The 14,825-nt window shown below is 69.8% G+C and carries 13 protein-coding genes; 3 read left to right on the top strand and 10 right to left on the bottom strand.

Annotated elements, in window-relative coordinates; translation table 11 throughout:
* Nucleotide 1: 1 nt before the first annotated feature.
* The 6 genes from ruvX to QM517_RS04725 all read right to left on the bottom strand — a co-directional run bounded on the left by ruvX (nucleotide 2) and on the right by QM517_RS04725 (nucleotide 6,618).
* Nucleotides 2–475 carry a Holliday junction resolvase RuvX gene (gene ruvX / locus QM517_RS04750; protein ID WP_283285545.1) on the bottom strand — a complete coding sequence of 158 codons (474 nt, stop codon included), beginning with the start codon at nucleotides 473–475 and terminating at the stop codon, nucleotides 2–4.
* Nucleotides 472–3,141 carry an alanine--tRNA ligase gene (alaS, locus tag QM517_RS04745; protein WP_283285543.1) on the bottom strand — a complete coding sequence of 890 codons (2,670 nt, stop codon included), beginning with the start codon at nucleotides 3,139–3,141 and terminating at the stop codon, nucleotides 472–474. Before alaS ends, ruvX begins: the two co-directional genes overlap by 4 nt.
* A gap of 60 nt (nucleotides 3,142–3,201) precedes the next feature.
* A complete protein-coding gene (locus QM517_RS04740) occupies nucleotides 3,202–3,522 on the bottom strand; it encodes an ATPase (protein WP_202400759.1) in 321 nt (106 codons plus the stop codon).
* A 131-nt stretch (nucleotides 3,523–3,653) separates the two neighbouring features.
* Entirely contained in the window at nucleotides 3,654–4,283 is a 630-nt protein-coding gene (gene rpsD / locus QM517_RS04735) for a 30S ribosomal protein S4 (RefSeq protein ID WP_076490487.1), read from the bottom strand.
* A gap of 156 nt (nucleotides 4,284–4,439) precedes the next feature.
* Complete coding sequence (locus QM517_RS04730) at nucleotides 4,440–5,174, bottom strand: DUF1361 domain-containing protein (protein ID WP_283285541.1); 735 nt, start codon at nucleotides 5,172–5,174, stop codon at nucleotides 4,440–4,442.
* A gap of 52 nt (nucleotides 5,175–5,226) precedes the next feature.
* Complete coding sequence (locus tag QM517_RS04725) at nucleotides 5,227–6,618, bottom strand: replication-associated recombination protein A (protein WP_308208876.1); 1,392 nt, start codon at nucleotides 6,616–6,618, stop codon at nucleotides 5,227–5,229.
* A 62-nt stretch (nucleotides 6,619–6,680) separates the two neighbouring features.
* Here QM517_RS04725 and QM517_RS04720 point away from each other — a divergent pair, with 62 nt between their 5' ends.
* The 3 genes from QM517_RS04720 to QM517_RS04710 all read left to right on the top strand — a co-directional run bounded on the left by QM517_RS04720 (nucleotide 6,681) and on the right by QM517_RS04710 (nucleotide 9,300).
* Nucleotides 6,681–7,013: a hypothetical protein gene (locus QM517_RS04720; RefSeq protein ID WP_283285539.1), complete on the top strand. Its 333-nt coding sequence runs from the start codon at nucleotides 6,681–6,683 to the stop codon at nucleotides 7,011–7,013.
* 81 nt (nucleotides 7,014–7,094) lie between these two features.
* Complete coding sequence (locus QM517_RS04715; protein ID WP_283285537.1) at nucleotides 7,095–8,696, top strand: DUF349 domain-containing protein; 1,602 nt, start codon at nucleotides 7,095–7,097, stop codon at nucleotides 8,694–8,696.
* A 64-nt stretch (nucleotides 8,697–8,760) separates the two neighbouring features.
* Nucleotides 8,761–9,300, top strand: coding sequence for a hypothetical protein (locus QM517_RS04710; protein WP_283285535.1), 540 nt, complete (start codon nucleotides 8,761–8,763; stop codon nucleotides 9,298–9,300).
* 13 nt (nucleotides 9,301–9,313) lie between these two features.
* On the opposite strand, the gene QM517_RS04705 is transcribed toward QM517_RS04710, so the two are convergent.
* The 4 genes from QM517_RS04705 to QM517_RS04690 form a co-directional block, all read right to left on the bottom strand.
* Nucleotides 9,314–11,566: a RelA/SpoT family protein gene (locus tag QM517_RS04705; protein ID WP_283285532.1), complete on the bottom strand. Its 2,253-nt coding sequence runs from the start codon at nucleotides 11,564–11,566 to the stop codon at nucleotides 9,314–9,316.
* 67 nt (nucleotides 11,567–11,633) lie between these two features.
* Complete coding sequence (secF, locus tag QM517_RS04700) at nucleotides 11,634–12,620, bottom strand: protein translocase subunit SecF (RefSeq protein ID WP_303655304.1); 987 nt, start codon at nucleotides 12,618–12,620, stop codon at nucleotides 11,634–11,636.
* Complete coding sequence (gene secD / locus QM517_RS04695) at nucleotides 12,620–14,329, bottom strand: protein translocase subunit SecD (RefSeq protein ID WP_283285530.1); 1,710 nt, start codon at nucleotides 14,327–14,329, stop codon at nucleotides 12,620–12,622. The genes secF and secD overlap by 1 nt, the downstream gene beginning before the upstream one ends.
* Nucleotides 14,330–14,375: 46 nt before the next feature.
* On the bottom strand, nucleotides 14,376–14,825 hold the full coding sequence (locus tag QM517_RS04690; protein WP_278101621.1) for a preprotein translocase subunit YajC: 450 nt from the start codon (nucleotides 14,823–14,825) through the stop codon (nucleotides 14,376–14,378).

The raw sequence follows: 14,825 nt of genomic DNA, 5'->3' as shown, positions 1-14,825 counted from the left end.
GTCAGGCGGGCTCCTGTCCCGGTGCTACGGCGGGTCCGGCCGGCTCACCGGACTGTCGCTCCACGTCGAGCGCCTGCTGCAGAAGCACTACAGCGGCGACCTGGTCCACAATGCTACGAGACTCCCGCTGGGAGCGCCCTGCCTGGCGGAGCACGCCGTGCGCCGAGACGGTGCTGAGTCGTTCGTCGACGAGCCGCACCGGGACGGCCAGAGCGGCGGCCAGCTCCCCCGCGAACTGACGGGCGTCCGTCGTCGACGGGGTGTCCTCACCTCGGAGGTTCAGCGGCAACCCGACCAGTACTTCGAACGCCTCGTACTCCGCGGCGAGGGCGACGATACGACGCACGGGCTCTCCCTTGCGGGGCACCGTCTCGACGGGCACGGCGAGCAGTCCGTCGGGGTCCGATCGCGCGACGCCGACGCGCGCGCGTCCCACGTCGATGCCGAGCCGGATGCCGCGGCGGAACTCCGTCACGCCGTGATCGCCCGCACGTCCGCGACGATGCCCGCGAGCGCCTGCGGCAGGGCCGAGGCATCCGTGCCACCGCCCTGGGCGACGTCGGGACGACCGCCTCCGCCTCCGCCGAGCACACCGGCGGCGGCCTTGGCGAGGGCTCCTGCGGCGAGGCCGCGCTCGCGTGCCGCCTCGTTGGTGACGACGACCACGGTGGCACGGCCGCCCGCGACGGTGCCGAGCGCGACGACGGCCGCGTCGGAGCCGAGGCGATCGCGCACCTGCAGCGCGAGCGTGCGCACGTCGTCGGCGGCGGCGCCCTCGCCGAGCGACTGCGCGACGACGCGGACGGCGCCCACCGACGTCGCGGACTCGACGAGCTGCGGCAGGCGGTCGGAGAGCGCCCGTGCCTCGAACGCGGCGATCTTCTTCTCGGCGGCCTTCAGGCTCGCGGCGAGTTCGGCGATACGGGTCGTCAGCTGCTCGCGCGGGGTCTTGAGCGACGACGTCAGCTGCGAGACGATGGCGCGCTCGGCGGCGAGGTCACGGAAGGCGTCGAGCCCCACGAGAGCCTCGACACGGCGGTTGGAGGCACCCACCGACGACTCGCCGACGAGGTTCACCAGCCCGATCTCTGCGCTGCGCGCGACGTGCGTGCCGCCGCAGAGCTCGCGCGACCACGGACCGCCGATGTCGACCATGCGCACGGTGTCGCCGTACTTCTCGCCGAACAACGCCATGGCGCCCGCGGCCTTCGCCTCGTCGAGCGAGAGGACCCGCGTGGTGACCTCGAGGTTGTCGCGCACCGCATTGTTGGCGATGTCCTCGATCTCGGTGCGGGTCTCGGGCGAGAGAGCGGCTCCCCAGCTGAAGTCGAAGCGCATGTAGCCGGCGCGGTTGAGCGAACCGGTCTGCGTCGCGGTCTTGCCGAGGGTGTCGCGGATGGCGGCGTGCACGAGGTGCGTCGCAGAGTGCGCCTGCTGCGCCGAGTGGCGGTTGAGAGCGTCGACCACCGTCGTCGCCGGCGCGTCGACCGACACCTCGCCGGTGGTGACCTCGACCGTGTGGCTGATGAGACCCGGAACGGGGCGCTGCACGTCGAGTACCTCGAGCTCGTAGCCGGGGCCCACGATGACGCCCTTGTCGGCGACCTGTCCGCCGGACTCGGCGTACAGCGCGGTCTCGGCGAGGACGACCTCGGCGATCTGCCCCTGCGACGCGCGGTCGGTGCTGCGGCCGTCGACCAGGATGCCGAGGACCTTCGACTCCGTCTGGAGGTCGGTGTATCCGGTGAAGACGGTCTCGCCGAGCGCCCGGAACTCGCGGTACACGCTCTGGTCGGCGAGCGCGCCCTTGCGGGAGCGCGCGTCGGCCTTCGCCCGAGTCCGCTGCTCCTGCATGAGGGTGTCGAACGCACCGCGGTCGACGGCGAGGCCCGCCTCTTCGGCGATCTCGAGCGTCAGGTCGATCGGGAAGCCGTACGTGTCGTGCAGCAGGAACGCCTCCGAGCCCGACAGGGTCGTGGCGCCGCCGCTCTTGGCATCCGCGACCGACTGGTCGAGGATCGCGGATCCCGCCGCCAGCGTCCGGAGGAACGTCTGCTCCTCGGCGATCGCGTAGGCGGACAGCCGCGCGTAGTCGGTCTCGACCTCGGGGTACGACCCCTTCATCGCGTCGCGCGACGCGGCGAACAGCTCGGGGAAAGTCGGGCCGTCGACGCCCAGCAGGCGCATCGAGCGGATGGCGCGGCGCATGATGCGGCGCAGGATGTAGCCCCGGCCCTCGTTCGACGGGGTCACGCCGTCGGCGAGCAGCATCAGCGACGACCGCACGTGGTCGGCGACGATGCGAAGGCGCACGTCGTCCTCGTGCGACTCGGCGCCGTACGACTTGCCCGCCAGCTTCGCTGCCAGGTCGAGCACCGGACGCACCTGGTCGGTCTCGTACATGTTGTCGACGCCCTGCTTGATGAACGCGATGCGCTCCAGGCCCATGCCGGTGTCGATGTTCTTCGCGGGCAGTTCGCCGACGATGTCGAAGTCGTACTTCGAGCGCACGTTCGTGATCTCGTACTGCATGAACACGAGGTTCCAGATCTCGACGTAGCGGTCGTCGTCGGTCGCCGGTCCCCCGTCGATGCCGTACGCGGGACCGCGGTCGAAGAAGATCTCCGAGCAGGGCCCCGCGGGGCCCGGGAGCCCGGTCGACCAGTAGTTCGTGTCCTTGCCCAGGCGCTGGATGCGCTCGTCGGGCAGGGTGCTGAGCTTCAGCCAGAGGTCGCGCGCCTCGTCGTCCTCTTCGTAGACCGTGACCCACAGGTCGTCGGGGTCGAAGCCGAGGCCGCCCTCGGCATCCGGGGTCGTCAGCAGCTCCCACGCGTAGCGGATCGCGTCTTCCTTGAAGTAGTCGCCGAACGACCAGTTGCCCAGCATCTGGAAGAAAGTGCCGTGACGGGGCGTCTTGCCGACCTCTTCGATGTCGTTCGTCCGGATGCACTTCTGCACGTCGGCCGCGCGCGGATAGGGCGGCGGAACGACCCCGCTCAGGTAGGGGATGAACGGCACCATGCCGGCGACCGTGAACAGCAGGGCCGGGTCGTCGGTGACGAGGGAGGCCGACGGCACGATGGTGTGGTTCTTCTTCTGGAAGTAGTCCAGGAAGCGCTGAGCGATCTCGGCGGTGTTCATGAGGGGTCTTTCCGTGGGCGTGCGGATCCACCCCGGGGGGCGGGGCGGGATGCCGGGAGGTCAGTCGGTGGGGGCGGCCTTCTTCGCCGCGTCGGCGACGGAATCGACGGCGTCGGCGGTCGCCTCGACGGCGGACGCCGCGACGCTCCTGGCATCGTCCAGGATGTCGGACAGGCGGGATTCCTGCTCGTGGTAGGCGTCGCTCAGGTGGTCGGCGAACTCGCCGATCCGGGCGTCGACCTGAGCGAGCAGTTCTTGACCGCGGGGGTCCTTGTTGACCAGGTGCGCGGCGACGAAGCCTCCGGCGATGCCCAATACGAACCAGACGAGGCTTCTCACGTTCACCACTTCTTCCTCGAGCGAGCGCCGCGGACGCGGCATCCCTTCATCGTAGGCGACAGGGTCGCGCGAGCGCGCGCCCGGAGGGATGGATGCCACGCCCCCGGCATCCGCCGGGGAACGACGAAGGGCGCCGGGAGAACCCGGCGCCCTTCGGCTCGTGAGTCGTGGACTCAGCGAGCGGCGTAGTACTCGACGACGAGCTGCACGTCACACGTGACGGGCACCTCGGCGCGCTTGGGGCGACGCACGAGCTTCGCCTGCAGCGTGGCCAGGTCGACCTCGAGGTAACCGGGAACGGGGGGCAGCACCTCGGCGTGCCCGCCGGCGGCGGCGACCTGGAAGGGCTCGAGACCCTCGCTCTTCGGCTTGACGTGGATCTGCTGACCCGGCTTCACGCGGAACGACGGGCGGTCCACGAGCTGGCCGTCGACCAGGATGTGGCGGTGCACGACGAGCTGGCGGGCCTGAGCGGTGGTGCGGGCGAAGCCGGCACGCACGACCAGGGCGTCCAGACGCATCTCGAGGAGCTCGACCAGGTTCTCACCGGTCAGGCCATCGGTGCGACGTGCCTCGTTGAACGCGATGCGCAGCTGCTTCTCGCGAATGCCGTACTGCTCGCGCAGACGCTGCTTCTCGCGCAGGCGGACGGCGTAGTCGCTGTCGGCCTTGCGCTTGGTGCGGCCGTGCTCGCCGGGAGCGTAGGGACGCTTCTCGAGGTAGCGGGCGGCCTTGGGGGTGAGCGCGACGCCGAGGGCGCGCGACAGACGGACCTTGCGGCGGTCCTGGGACTTCGTTGCCACGAAGTGCTCCTTCCGATGACGTGGCCGCGCGTTTCGCGGCTCACGGACGTATCACGCTCTCTTCGCCCTGTCCGGACTGCACGCCGGGGCATGCCGGAAGGTCGGTGAAGAAGAGAGGGGATGCCCGAAAACTCTGTTTCGAACCGATTAAGCCTATCAGACGGCCGTCGCGACGAACGAGGTCCAGGTCAGCGAGAACAGCGGCACGTAGAGCACGGCGACCAGGAGCGCGTGGGTGACGACGAAGGCGCTCGCCTCCAGCGCCTTGCCGGGCTGACGCAGATGGGCGACGAGCTTGCGGAGGAGGGACACGGGATGCCGCACATCCCAGCTGTTCACGCGCAGATAGCGGCCGAGATAGACCCCGACGGCGCCGAGCACGATGACCACCGCCGCCAGGACCCAGCTGGCCGTCGGCGGCACGGCGTCGTCGGGCTCCTCGTAGACGACGAAGAGCGCGTGCAGGATGCCGAGGCTCAGCACCGCGTTGCCGAGACCGGAGAGGGTCAGCACGAGCGTCTGGATGATGTCGTACCAGAGCGGGACCGGGGAGTCCGCCGTCCGGTGGCTGAAGTTGAGCTCGGTGATGAGGTACACCGAGTTGGGGAAGAGCAGAAGCCACACGCCCGTCGCGAGGGCGAGGTAGATGGGCAGCACGACGACGCCCGCGTCGGGTGCGACATCGGCCAGACGCGTGAGCACCGGGGCGAGCACCGTGAGCCCGACGACGACACCGATCGCCGTCACGACCGGAAGCGTCGACAGCCCGATGTTCAGCAGCATCGGCCGGTACACAGCGACGCGGTAGACCTTCGCCCGCAGCACGACCAGCACGACCGCGTACACGTCGAGGACGATCACGGCGGCGGCGGCGAGGAGAGCGGCGGTCACCGCGACAGCGTCGCACGGAACGCACGGGGCCCTCGTGCCGCGGCGTCGGATTTCACCCGCCGTCGAGGATGCGGCGGATCTTCTCGAGCCGGGCGGAGACCTCGCGTTCGGCGCCGTGCGTGGTCGGCTGGTAGTAGCGCTTCCCCCGCAGTTCGTCGGGGAGGTACTGCTGCGCGACGATGCCGATGTCACTGTCGTGCGCGTACTTGTAGCCCTTGCCGTGCCCGAGTCGCTTCGCGCCCGCGTAGTGGGCGTCGCGCAGATGGACGGGCACGCGACCGAACCCGCCGGCCCGCACGTCGGCGATCGCGGCGTTGATGGCGTTGTACGCCGCATTCGATTTCGCCGTGGTCGCGAGGTACACCGTCGCCTCGGCGAGCGGGATGCGTCCCTCCGGCATCCCGATGAAGGCGACCGCGTCCGCCGCGGCGACGGCGATCTGCAGGGCCTGCGGGTCGGCGAGACCGATGTCCTCCGCGGCGGAGATGACCAGTCGGCGCGCGATGAACCGCGGGTCCTCCCCGGCCTCGATCATGCGCGCGAGGTAGTGGATCGCCGCATCCGCGTCCGATCCGCGGATCGACTTGATGAACGCGCTGATGACGTCGTAGTGCTCGTCGCCCTGCCGGTCGTAGCGCAGCAGCGCGCGGTCGACGGCCTGGGAGATGTGGTCACCGGTGATGACGGGCCGCGGGTCGGCATCCGCGTCTTCGTCGTCCTCGTCGTCGCCGTCGCGGTCCTCGGCATCGCCGTCGCGTGCCGCGTCGTCCGCGGCCACGGAGGCGGCGGCCTCGAGTGCGGTGAGCGCACGGCGCGCGTCGCCGGATGCCAGGCGCACGAGCGCCGAACGCGCCTCGTCGCTCAGGACCACGCGGTCGTCGAGGCCGCGCGGGTCGGTCACGGCACGATCGACGAGGGCGCCCAGATCGTCGTCGCCGAGCGGGCGCAGGGTGAGCAGCAGCGACCGCGACAGCAGCGGCGAGATGACGGAGAACGACGGGTTCTCGGTCGTGGCGGCGATCAACACCACCCATCCGTTCTCGACGCCCGGCAGCAGCGCGTCCTGCTGCGCCTTCGTGAAGCGGTGGATCTCGTCGAGGAAGAGGATCGTCGATTGTCCGTACAGGTCGCGCTGGGTGAGGGCCTCCTGCATGACCTCGCGGACGTCCTTCACCCCGGCGGTGATCGCCGAGAGCTCCACGAAACGACGACCGGACGAGCGGGCGATCGCCTGCGCCAGAGTCGTCTTGCCCGTGCCCGGAGGCCCCCAGAGGATGACCGAGACGGCGGATCCGGATGCCGAGGAGTCGGTGCCGGCGAGCGTGACCAGGGGCGAGCCGGGGCGCAGCAGATGACCCTGGCCGGCGACCTCGTCGAGGCTCGTCGGACGCATCCGCACCGCGAGCGGGGTCTGGCCCTGGAAGAGGGCGGAAGCACTGGTCACCGATCCAGGCTAATCGCGACCGCCGACAACGGATCGAGCGCCTTTGTGGGCTCATCGGCGGGGTGCGTAGGATCGGGGCGGTCCGCGAGCGGTGGAAAGAGGTCGATGTGGCGACGGGTGGCAAGGATCGACAGAGTCGTGAGCAGCGCGAGCGGTCGCGGGCGTATCAGGCCCGCCAAGAGCTCCACCGACGTCAGGGACGTCGGCGCACGCGCGACAACGTGCTCGCGCTCGTCGTCGGTCTCGTCGTGATCGGCGCGGCGGTCGGACTGCAGACCGTCTACTTCGTCGCCGGTCCCGGCGCTCCCGCGCCCCAGCCCACGGTCGTCGACACGCCGAGCCCGGCGTCCACCGGTCCGCTGCTGCCCGACCCCTCGGTCTCGCCCACCCCGTGAGCCTGTGACGACGGCATCCGTCGTACTAGGCTCGGAGGGTCCTTCTCCCCCAGGCGGCCCTGCCGCGATGAGGTGCTTTCCGTGACTTCCGTTCCTTCCTCCGACTCCCCCGACACCACCCCCGCCGTCGCCGACGACGACACGGCTGTCGACGAGACCCCCCAGACCGCCGTGGATGAGACCGCGGCCGAGGCCGCTCCGGCCGCCGCCGAAGACGGCGAGGCCGACCAGGATCCCGCCGAGGAGACTCCTGTCGAGGAGACTCCTGTCGAGGAGGCTCCGGACGAGGAAGCGTCCGCCGAGGTGGTTCCCGTTGAGGAGACTCCGCACGAGGAAGCGTCCACCGCCCCCGTCGAAGACGCGGAAGCGCCCGTCGAGAGCGCGCCTGCCGCTCCGAAGGCCGCCCCCGCACCCGGTCCGCGGCCCGGCCCGCGTCCCGGTGCGCGCGTCGCGGCTCCGGTCGAGCCGTGGGGTCGAGTCGACGAGGACGGCACCGTTTCGGTGCGCGAGGGCGGTGAATGGCGGGTCGTCGGGCAGTACCCCGACGGCACGCCCGACGAGGCCCTGGCCTACTACACGCGCAAGTTCGCCGACCTCGCCGGCGAAGTGACCCTCCTCGAGGTGCGTCACCGTCGCGGCGGTGCATCCGCCTCCGATCTGCGCTCGACCGCGGCCACGGTGCGGGCCAAGGTCGACGGTGCCGCAGCCGTCGGCGACCTCGCCGCACTGCTCGAGCGACTGGACGCGCTGACGGCCGAACTGGCCGAGGCCACCGAGACCGAAGCGGCAGCGGCCAAGGAAGCCGTCGACGACGCCGTGCGCGAGCGCACCGAGATCGTCGAGCAGGCCGAAGCCCTCGCCGCCCGCGACCCGCAGTCGGTGCAGTGGAAGCAGATGACCGCCGACATGTCGGATCTGTTCGACCGGTGGCAGGCGCACCAGCAGAACGGCCCGCGCCTGCCGAAGTCGACCGCTCAGCAGCTGTGGCGCCGTTTCCGCGACGCGCGAGCGACGGTCGACCGCCACCGCCGCGAGTTCTTCTCCGCGCTCGACGAGACGCACAAGTCCGCGCGCGACGCCAAGACGCGCCTGGTCGAGCGGGCCGAGGCGCTCGCGCCCCGCGGCGAGGACGGCATCCCCGCCTACCGCGACCTCCTCGACGAGTGGAAGGCCTCCGGCCGCGCCGGCCGCAAGGTCGACGATGCCTTGTGGGCCCGGTTCAAGGCGGCGGGCGACGCGCTCTACGGCGCCCGCATCGAACGCGAGACCGCCGATGCCGAGGCATCCAAGGAGAAGATCGAGCAGAAGCGCGCCCTGCTGGAGGAGGCCGCGCCGATCGTCGACGAGAAGAACCTCGCGACGGCTCGACAGAAGCTGACCGCGATCCAGCGGCAGTGGGACGAGATCGGCCGCATCTTCCCCCGCGACAAGGAGCGCGTCCTCGACGACGAGCTCCGCAAGATCGAGCAGAGCGTCCGCACCCGCGAGGACGCGGAGTGGAAGCGCAACGATCCGGAGCAGAAGGCACGTGCCAACGACATGACGCGTCAGCTGACGGACGCGATCGAGAAGCTCGAGGCCGAACTCGCCGCTGCCCAGGCCAAGGGCGACAAGCGCGCCGCGGCCCAGGCGTCCGAGGCCCTCGAGGCGCGTCGCACGTGGCTGCGCGCGCTCGGCGGCTGAGCGTTCTCCACAGCTCGGCGTCCCCGGGACGCCGCGGCAGAGACCATCCCGGCACACTGACGGGATGGTCTCTCCCTTTCTGTACTTCCCCGGTGAACGGCTGTCACTGGCGGAGCTGACCGCGGCCTGCCTGGACGGTCTGCTCACGCCCATCGGTGAGGGGTTCATGCCCGCCGACGCCGTCGAGACCTCCTGGATGCGGGCGCGGAGTCTGGCACCCCTGGTCGGGGCGAAGTGGGCCGCCGTCCGATCCAGCGCCGCGTGGATCCACGGCGGCGCCGGTCTCGAACCGGCACGGCATCACCTACAGCGCGCCTCCGCTGAGCGGGCACGGCCGCCGCGCACGACGGGGGTCGCCACCCACGACGTCCGGATCGCGCCCGCCGACGTCGTGACGATCGCCGGTGTCCTGGTGGCGAGCCCGGAGCGCACGCTGGTGGATCTCGCCCGCTCCGGGAACGACGCCGACGTCGCTGTCGCGCGCGCGTGGGGCCTGGCCGAGCCGCGCCTCGTCGGGGAGGCGCGGCGGTGGCTCGGCCGGCATCCGCGGTTCCCCTTCGGACGTCGGGCCGACGAGGTGCTGAGGACTCTCGGAGTCGAGTGATCCGCGCGGAAGGTCAGGACGAGGTGACGCGATAGACGTCGTAGACCGCGTCGATGCGTCGCACGGCGTTCAGCACGCGGTCGAGATGCACGGTGTCGCCCATCTCGAACACGAACTTGCTGAGAGCGAGCCGGTCGTTCGTCGTCGAGACGGTCGCGGACAGGATGTTGACGTGGTGCTCGCTCAGCACCCGGGTGACGTCGCTCAGCAGACCTGAACGGTCGAGCGCCTCGACCTGGATCTGCACGAGGAACACGCTCTTGGTGGTCGGAGCCCACTCGACGTCGATGAGTCTCTCGGGGTCTTCCCGGAGCGACTTCACGTTCGTGCAGTCGGAGCGGTGCACGGAGACGCCGCTCCCCCGCGTGACGAAGCCGACGATCTCGTCGCCCGGCACCGGGGTGCAGCACTTCGCGAGCTTCACCAGGATGTCGGGGGCGCCGCGCACCAGCACGCCCGAGTCGCCGCCGCGCGGGGCGCGGCTGCGGCCGACCTGCGGCAGATCGATCGGCCCGGTGGAGGTGTCGTCGGCGCTGACGAGCGCCGTGACCTTCTCGATGACCGACTGCGTCGAGACGTGGCCCTCGCCGACCGCCGCGTACAGCGCGGAGACGTCTTCGTAGTGGAACCCGCGCGCGACCTCGGTGAACGAGTCCTGGTTCATCAGGCGCTGCAACGGAAGGTTCTGCCGGCGCATCGCCCGCGCGATGGAGTCCTTGCCCTGCTCGATCGCCTCTTCGCGGCGTTCCTTCGTGAACCAGCCGCGGATCTTGTTGCGCGCACGGGTGCTCTTGACGAAACCGAGCCAGTCCTGGCTGGGGCCCGCGTCTGGGTTCTTCGACGTGAAGACCTCGACGACGTCGCCCGACTGCAGCTCGGTCTCCAGGGGGACGAGTCGCCCGTTGACCTTGGCGCCCATCGTGCGGTGGCCGATCTCGGTGTGCACGGCGTAAGCGAAGTCGACGGGTGTCGCGCCCTTCGGCAGACCGATGACGCGGCCCTTCGGCGTGAAGACGTAGACCTCTTTCGCGCCGATCTCGAAGCGCAGCGAGTCCAGGAACTCGCCCGGGTCAGCCGTTTCTGCCTGCCAGTCGGAGATGCGGGCGATCCAGGCCATGTCGGTGTCGGAGGCCTTGGCATCCGTCTTCCCGCCGGCCATCCGCTCTTTGTACTTCCAGTGCGCGGCGACGCCGAACTCCGCCTGCTGGTGCATCTCGTGCGTGCGGATCTGGATCTCGACCGTTCGGCCGCTGGGGCCGATCACCGTCGTGTGCAGCGACTGGTAGAGGTTGAACTTCGGGGTGGCGATGTAGTCCTTGAAGCGGCCCGGCAGCGGTGTCCAGCGCGCGTGGATGGCACCCAGCACCGCGTAACAGTCGCGCACGGTGCCGACGAGGATCCGGATGCCGATCAGGTCGTAGATGTCGTCGAACTCACGCCCCCGCACGACCATCTTCTGGTACACGGAGTACAGCTGCTTGGGGCGCCCCATGACGCGACCGCGGACGCGGAGCTCGCGCAGGTCGGAGTCGATGTCCTCGATCACGGTCTGCACGTACTGTTCGCGCTGCGGAGTGCGCTGGCGCACCAGGCTCTCGATCTCGGCGTAGAGCTTGGGGTGCAGGACGGCGAACGAGAGGTCTTCGAGCTCGCTCTTGATGGCCTGGATGCCGAGGCGGTGGGCAAGCGGCGCGTAGATCTCGAGTGTCTCGGTGGCCTTCTTCGCGGCCTTGTGGGGCGGGACGAAACCCCACGTGCGCGCGTTGTGCAGACGGTCGGCGAGCTTGATCAGAAGGACGCGGATGTCGCGCGACATCGCGACGATCATCTTGCGGACGGTCTCGGCCTGCGCGCTCTCGCCGTACTTGACCTTGTCGAGCTTGGTGACGCCGTCGACCAGCATCGCGACCTCGTCGCCGAAGTCGGCGGCCAGTTCGTCGAGCGGGTACCCGGTGTCTTCCACCGTGTCGTGCAGCAGCGCCGCGGCGATCGCCTTGGGGCCGAGGCCCAGCTCGGCGAGGATCTGCGCGACGGCGAGCGGGTGGGTGATGTACGGCTCGCCGCTCTGACGCTTCTGCCCCTCGTGCGCCTTGTCGGCGACGGCGTAGGCGCGCTCGATGATGCCGAGATCGCCCTTGGGGTGGTGCGTGCGGACGGTGCGCAGGAGCTTGTCGACGTCGTCGCGGCGGGCGGCGCGCGAGAAGATGCGCGGGACCAGTCGCCGGAGCGATGACGGCGGCGGCGCGGGGGACGTGGTCTCGGTCATCGATCCCCTCCCCCGGGTGCTGCGATCAGTGTTCCCATCCTACGCCGCGCGGGGCCGGTGCCCGCCGTCAGGCGGGGACACCGGCCTTCGCGCGCGCGGCCACGACGCGGGCGTCGCGCTGCTGGATCGACTTCTCGCCCTGGCGCAGGAGCGCGTAGAGCGGGACCGCGACGAACAACGTCGAGTACGCGGCGACGATCGTGCCGACGAAGATCGACAGCGAGATGTCGCTCAGCGTGCGGGCGCCGAGCGGCACACCGATGAAGAGGATCGCACCGACGGGCAGGATCGCCACGACCGTGGTGTTGATCGAGCGGATCAGCGTCTGGTTCGCCGCGAGGTTGACCGACTCCGCATAGGTGCGCCCCGAGATCTCCCCGTCCTGCCGGGTGTTCTCCCGCACCTTGTCGAAGACGACCGTCGTGTCGTACAGCGAATACGAGAGGATCGTCAGGAATCCGATCACGGCGGCCGGTGAGATCTCGAAGCCGAACACGGCGTAGACGCCGATCGTGATCACGAGCACGTCGACCAGACCGATGATCGCGGCCACCGACATCTTCCAGGTGCGGAAGTACAGGGCGAGGATCACGAACGTCAGCGCGAGGAAGATCGCCAGACCCCACAGCGACTGGCGGGTGACGTCCGCGCCCCAGGTCGGGCCGATGAACGAGTTCGTCACCTCGCTCGTCGGGACCCCGTACCCTTCGGCGAGGGCCGAGGAGACGGCCTGCGTCTGAGCGTCGTCGAGCTGGTCCGTCTGGACGCGGACCGCCTGGCCGCTGATCGTGGTCACGCGGGTCGCGGTGCCGGGCACCACGGAGGTCACGGCCTCGGTCGCGATCGCCTGATCGAAGGATGCCGGGTTGGAGACGGTGAACTGCGATCCGCCGGTGAACTCGATCGAGAACTGCACCGGGCGGAACAGCGGGACCAGGGCCGCGCCGATCACGAGCACCGCGGCGATGATGAACCACAGGCGGCGGCGCTGGACGAACGGGAAGGACGTCTTGCCCGAGTAGAGGTCGTTTCCGAGCTGCGTCATGGAGCGCATCAGTCGTCTCCCTCCTTCGTGGGGCGGGTACTGCCCTGGGCTGCGGCGAGCTCCGCGCGCTTGCGCTCCGCGATCGTCTGCCGGCGCTGGGCTTCGCCGCGTGAGCGGTTGGCGCGGCCGGAAACGGCAGCGGCGGGGGCGCGGAACTGCGCGCGACCGCGGTAGACGGCGCCGAGCGCCTCGGGGTCCATTCCCGACAGGGGGTGGCCCGAGCCGAAGAAGCGCGTCCGCGCCAGCAGCTGCATCACCGGGTGCGTGAAGAGGATGAAGATGAGGATGTCGATCGCGGTCGTGAGCCCGAGCGTGAACGCGAAGCCCTTCACGGTGGCATCCGCGAGGATGTAGAGCACGACGGCCGCGACGATGTTGATCGACTTCGAGATGTAGATCGTGCGCTTCGCGCGCGCCCAGCCGTCCTCGACGGCGGCGGTGATGGACTTGCCGTCGCGGAGTTCGTCGCGGATGCGTTCGAAGTAGACGATGAACGAGTCGGCGGTGAAGCCGATCGTGACGATCAGACCCGCGACGCCCGCCAACGACAGGCGGAAGCCCATCCGCCAGGCCAGGATGCAGAGCAGGACGTAAGTGAGCACCGCCATGACGCCGAGGGACGCGATGATCACCGTTCCGAGCGCGCGGTAGACGATGAGCGAGTAGACGGCGACCAGCCCGAGTCCGATGAGGCCCGCGATGAGGCCGACCTGCAGCTGCTGAGAGCCGAGGGTGGCCGAGACGGTGTCCGAGCTGACGACGGTGAAGCTCAGCGGCAGCGCGCCGTACTTCAGCTGGTCGGCGAGGGCCTTGGACGACTCCTGCGTGAAGCTGCCCGTGATGCTCGGGCGGCCGTCCACGATGATCCCGTTCATCGACGGCGCGGAGAGGACCGTGCCGTCGAGCACGAAGGCGAACTGGTTCAGAGGGGCCTGGGCGCCGTAGAGGCGCTGGCTGATCTTGCCGAAGGTCTCGGTGCCCTGGTCGTTGAAGACGAGGTTCACGGCCCACTGCCCGGTGTTCTGCTCCTGGCCGTTCGTCGCGTTGCTGATGTCGGTGCCGTCGAGTTCGACCGGTCCGAGGATGTATTTCACGGATCCGTCGTCGCTGCACGTGATGAGCGGCTGGTCGACGGGAGCCTGGGCCGGGTTGTTCGTCGGGTTGGCGCAGTCGTACGCGAGGAACTGTGCCTGCAGGGCGGGGGTGATCCACGACGTGTCGCTGCCGCTGGTCGGCGACGCGGTGGGCGTGGCCTGCAGCGACGGGTCGGGAGTCGGGTACGGCGTGTTCTGGCCGTCCTCGCCGACGAACGACGTCGCCGGCGAACCGGTGAACAGCACCGCGCGCAGCTGCAGCTGCGCGGAGCTCTGGATCCGCTGGCGCGTGGCTTCGTCGGCCTCGCCGGGGATCTGCACGACGATGTTCTTCCCGCCCTCGGTGGCCACATCCGCCTCGCCGACACCGGAGGCGTCGACGCGCTGACGGATGATCGACACCGCCTGGTCGAGCTGGTCCTTGTTGGGGTCGGCGCCGTCGGTGGTCTGGGCCTGCAGGATGATCTGGGTGCCGCCCTGCAGATCGAGAGCGAGGGACGGGGCCCAGGAGCTGGCCTGGAAGACGTACACACCGAGCGAGTTGATGCCGAACAGCACGCCCGTGATGGCGAGCAGTCCGAGCAGTACGCGCCAGGCGTGACGGACGGGAGTTGAGGGCGCCACGGAGTCGGCTTTCTGTGCGGCGGTGAACGGGAAGGGCGGAGGGACGTCAGGCCTGCGGGCGGTCCTTGTCGTCGCGCTCGGCCTCAGCCTGTCGGGCACGGTGGTCGTCGCTGATCGAGGTGATGTCGCCATCGGCGACGCCGGCGACGTACTCGGCCTCGGACTCCTCGGCCTCGATGAACTCGTCCTCGGTCACGAAGCCCTCAGCGGGGCTCACGATGCGGAGAACGGCCTGGCTGTGCACCTTGATGACCACGCCGGGAGCGATCTCGACCTGGGCGGGCTTGTCGAGGTCTTCACCGTCATACTCGACGATCGTGCCGTACAGGCCACCCTGCAGCAGCACCTCGGAGCCGGGAACGGTCTGGCGCGCCTTCTCCTCCTGCTCGAGCTTCTGCTTCTGCATGCGGCGACGCGAGCTGTAGAACATGAAGACCAGCAGGCCGATCAGCAGAATGATCAGGCCGTAGTTGGCGAAGAAGCTCGCGAAATCCAT

It is taken from the genome of Microbacterium sp. IEGM 1404 (assembly GCF_030056775.1).
In the GTDB taxonomy this organism is placed as follows: Bacteria; Actinomycetota; Actinomycetes; order Actinomycetales; family Microbacteriaceae; genus Microbacterium.
Note: the sequence above shows the minus strand (reverse complement) of the source record. Positions and strands in the feature narration are given on the sequence as shown.

Excerpts from the sequence above, each read along its gene's own strand:
- alaS (WP_283285543.1), bottom strand. The coding sequence starts at position 3,141 with ATGAACACCGCCGAGATCGCTCAGCGCTTCCTGGACTACTTCCAGAAG.
- QM517_RS04740 (WP_202400759.1), bottom strand. The coding sequence starts at position 3,522 with ATGCCGCGTCCGCGGCGCTCGCTCGAGGAAGAAGTGGTGAACGTGAGA.
- QM517_RS04710 (WP_283285535.1), top strand. The coding sequence starts at position 8,761 with ATGGTCTCTCCCTTTCTGTACTTCCCCGGTGAACGGCTGTCACTGGCG.
- QM517_RS04705 (WP_283285532.1), bottom strand. The coding sequence starts at position 11,566 with ATGACCGAGACCACGTCCCCCGCGCCGCCGCCGTCATCGCTCCGGCGA.
- secF (WP_303655304.1), bottom strand. The coding sequence starts at position 12,620 with ATGCGCTCCATGACGCAGCTCGGAAACGACCTCTACTCGGGCAAGACG.
- QM517_RS04690 (WP_278101621.1), bottom strand. The coding sequence starts at position 14,825 with ATGGATTTCGCGAGCTTCTTCGCCAACTACGGCCTGATCATTCTGCTG.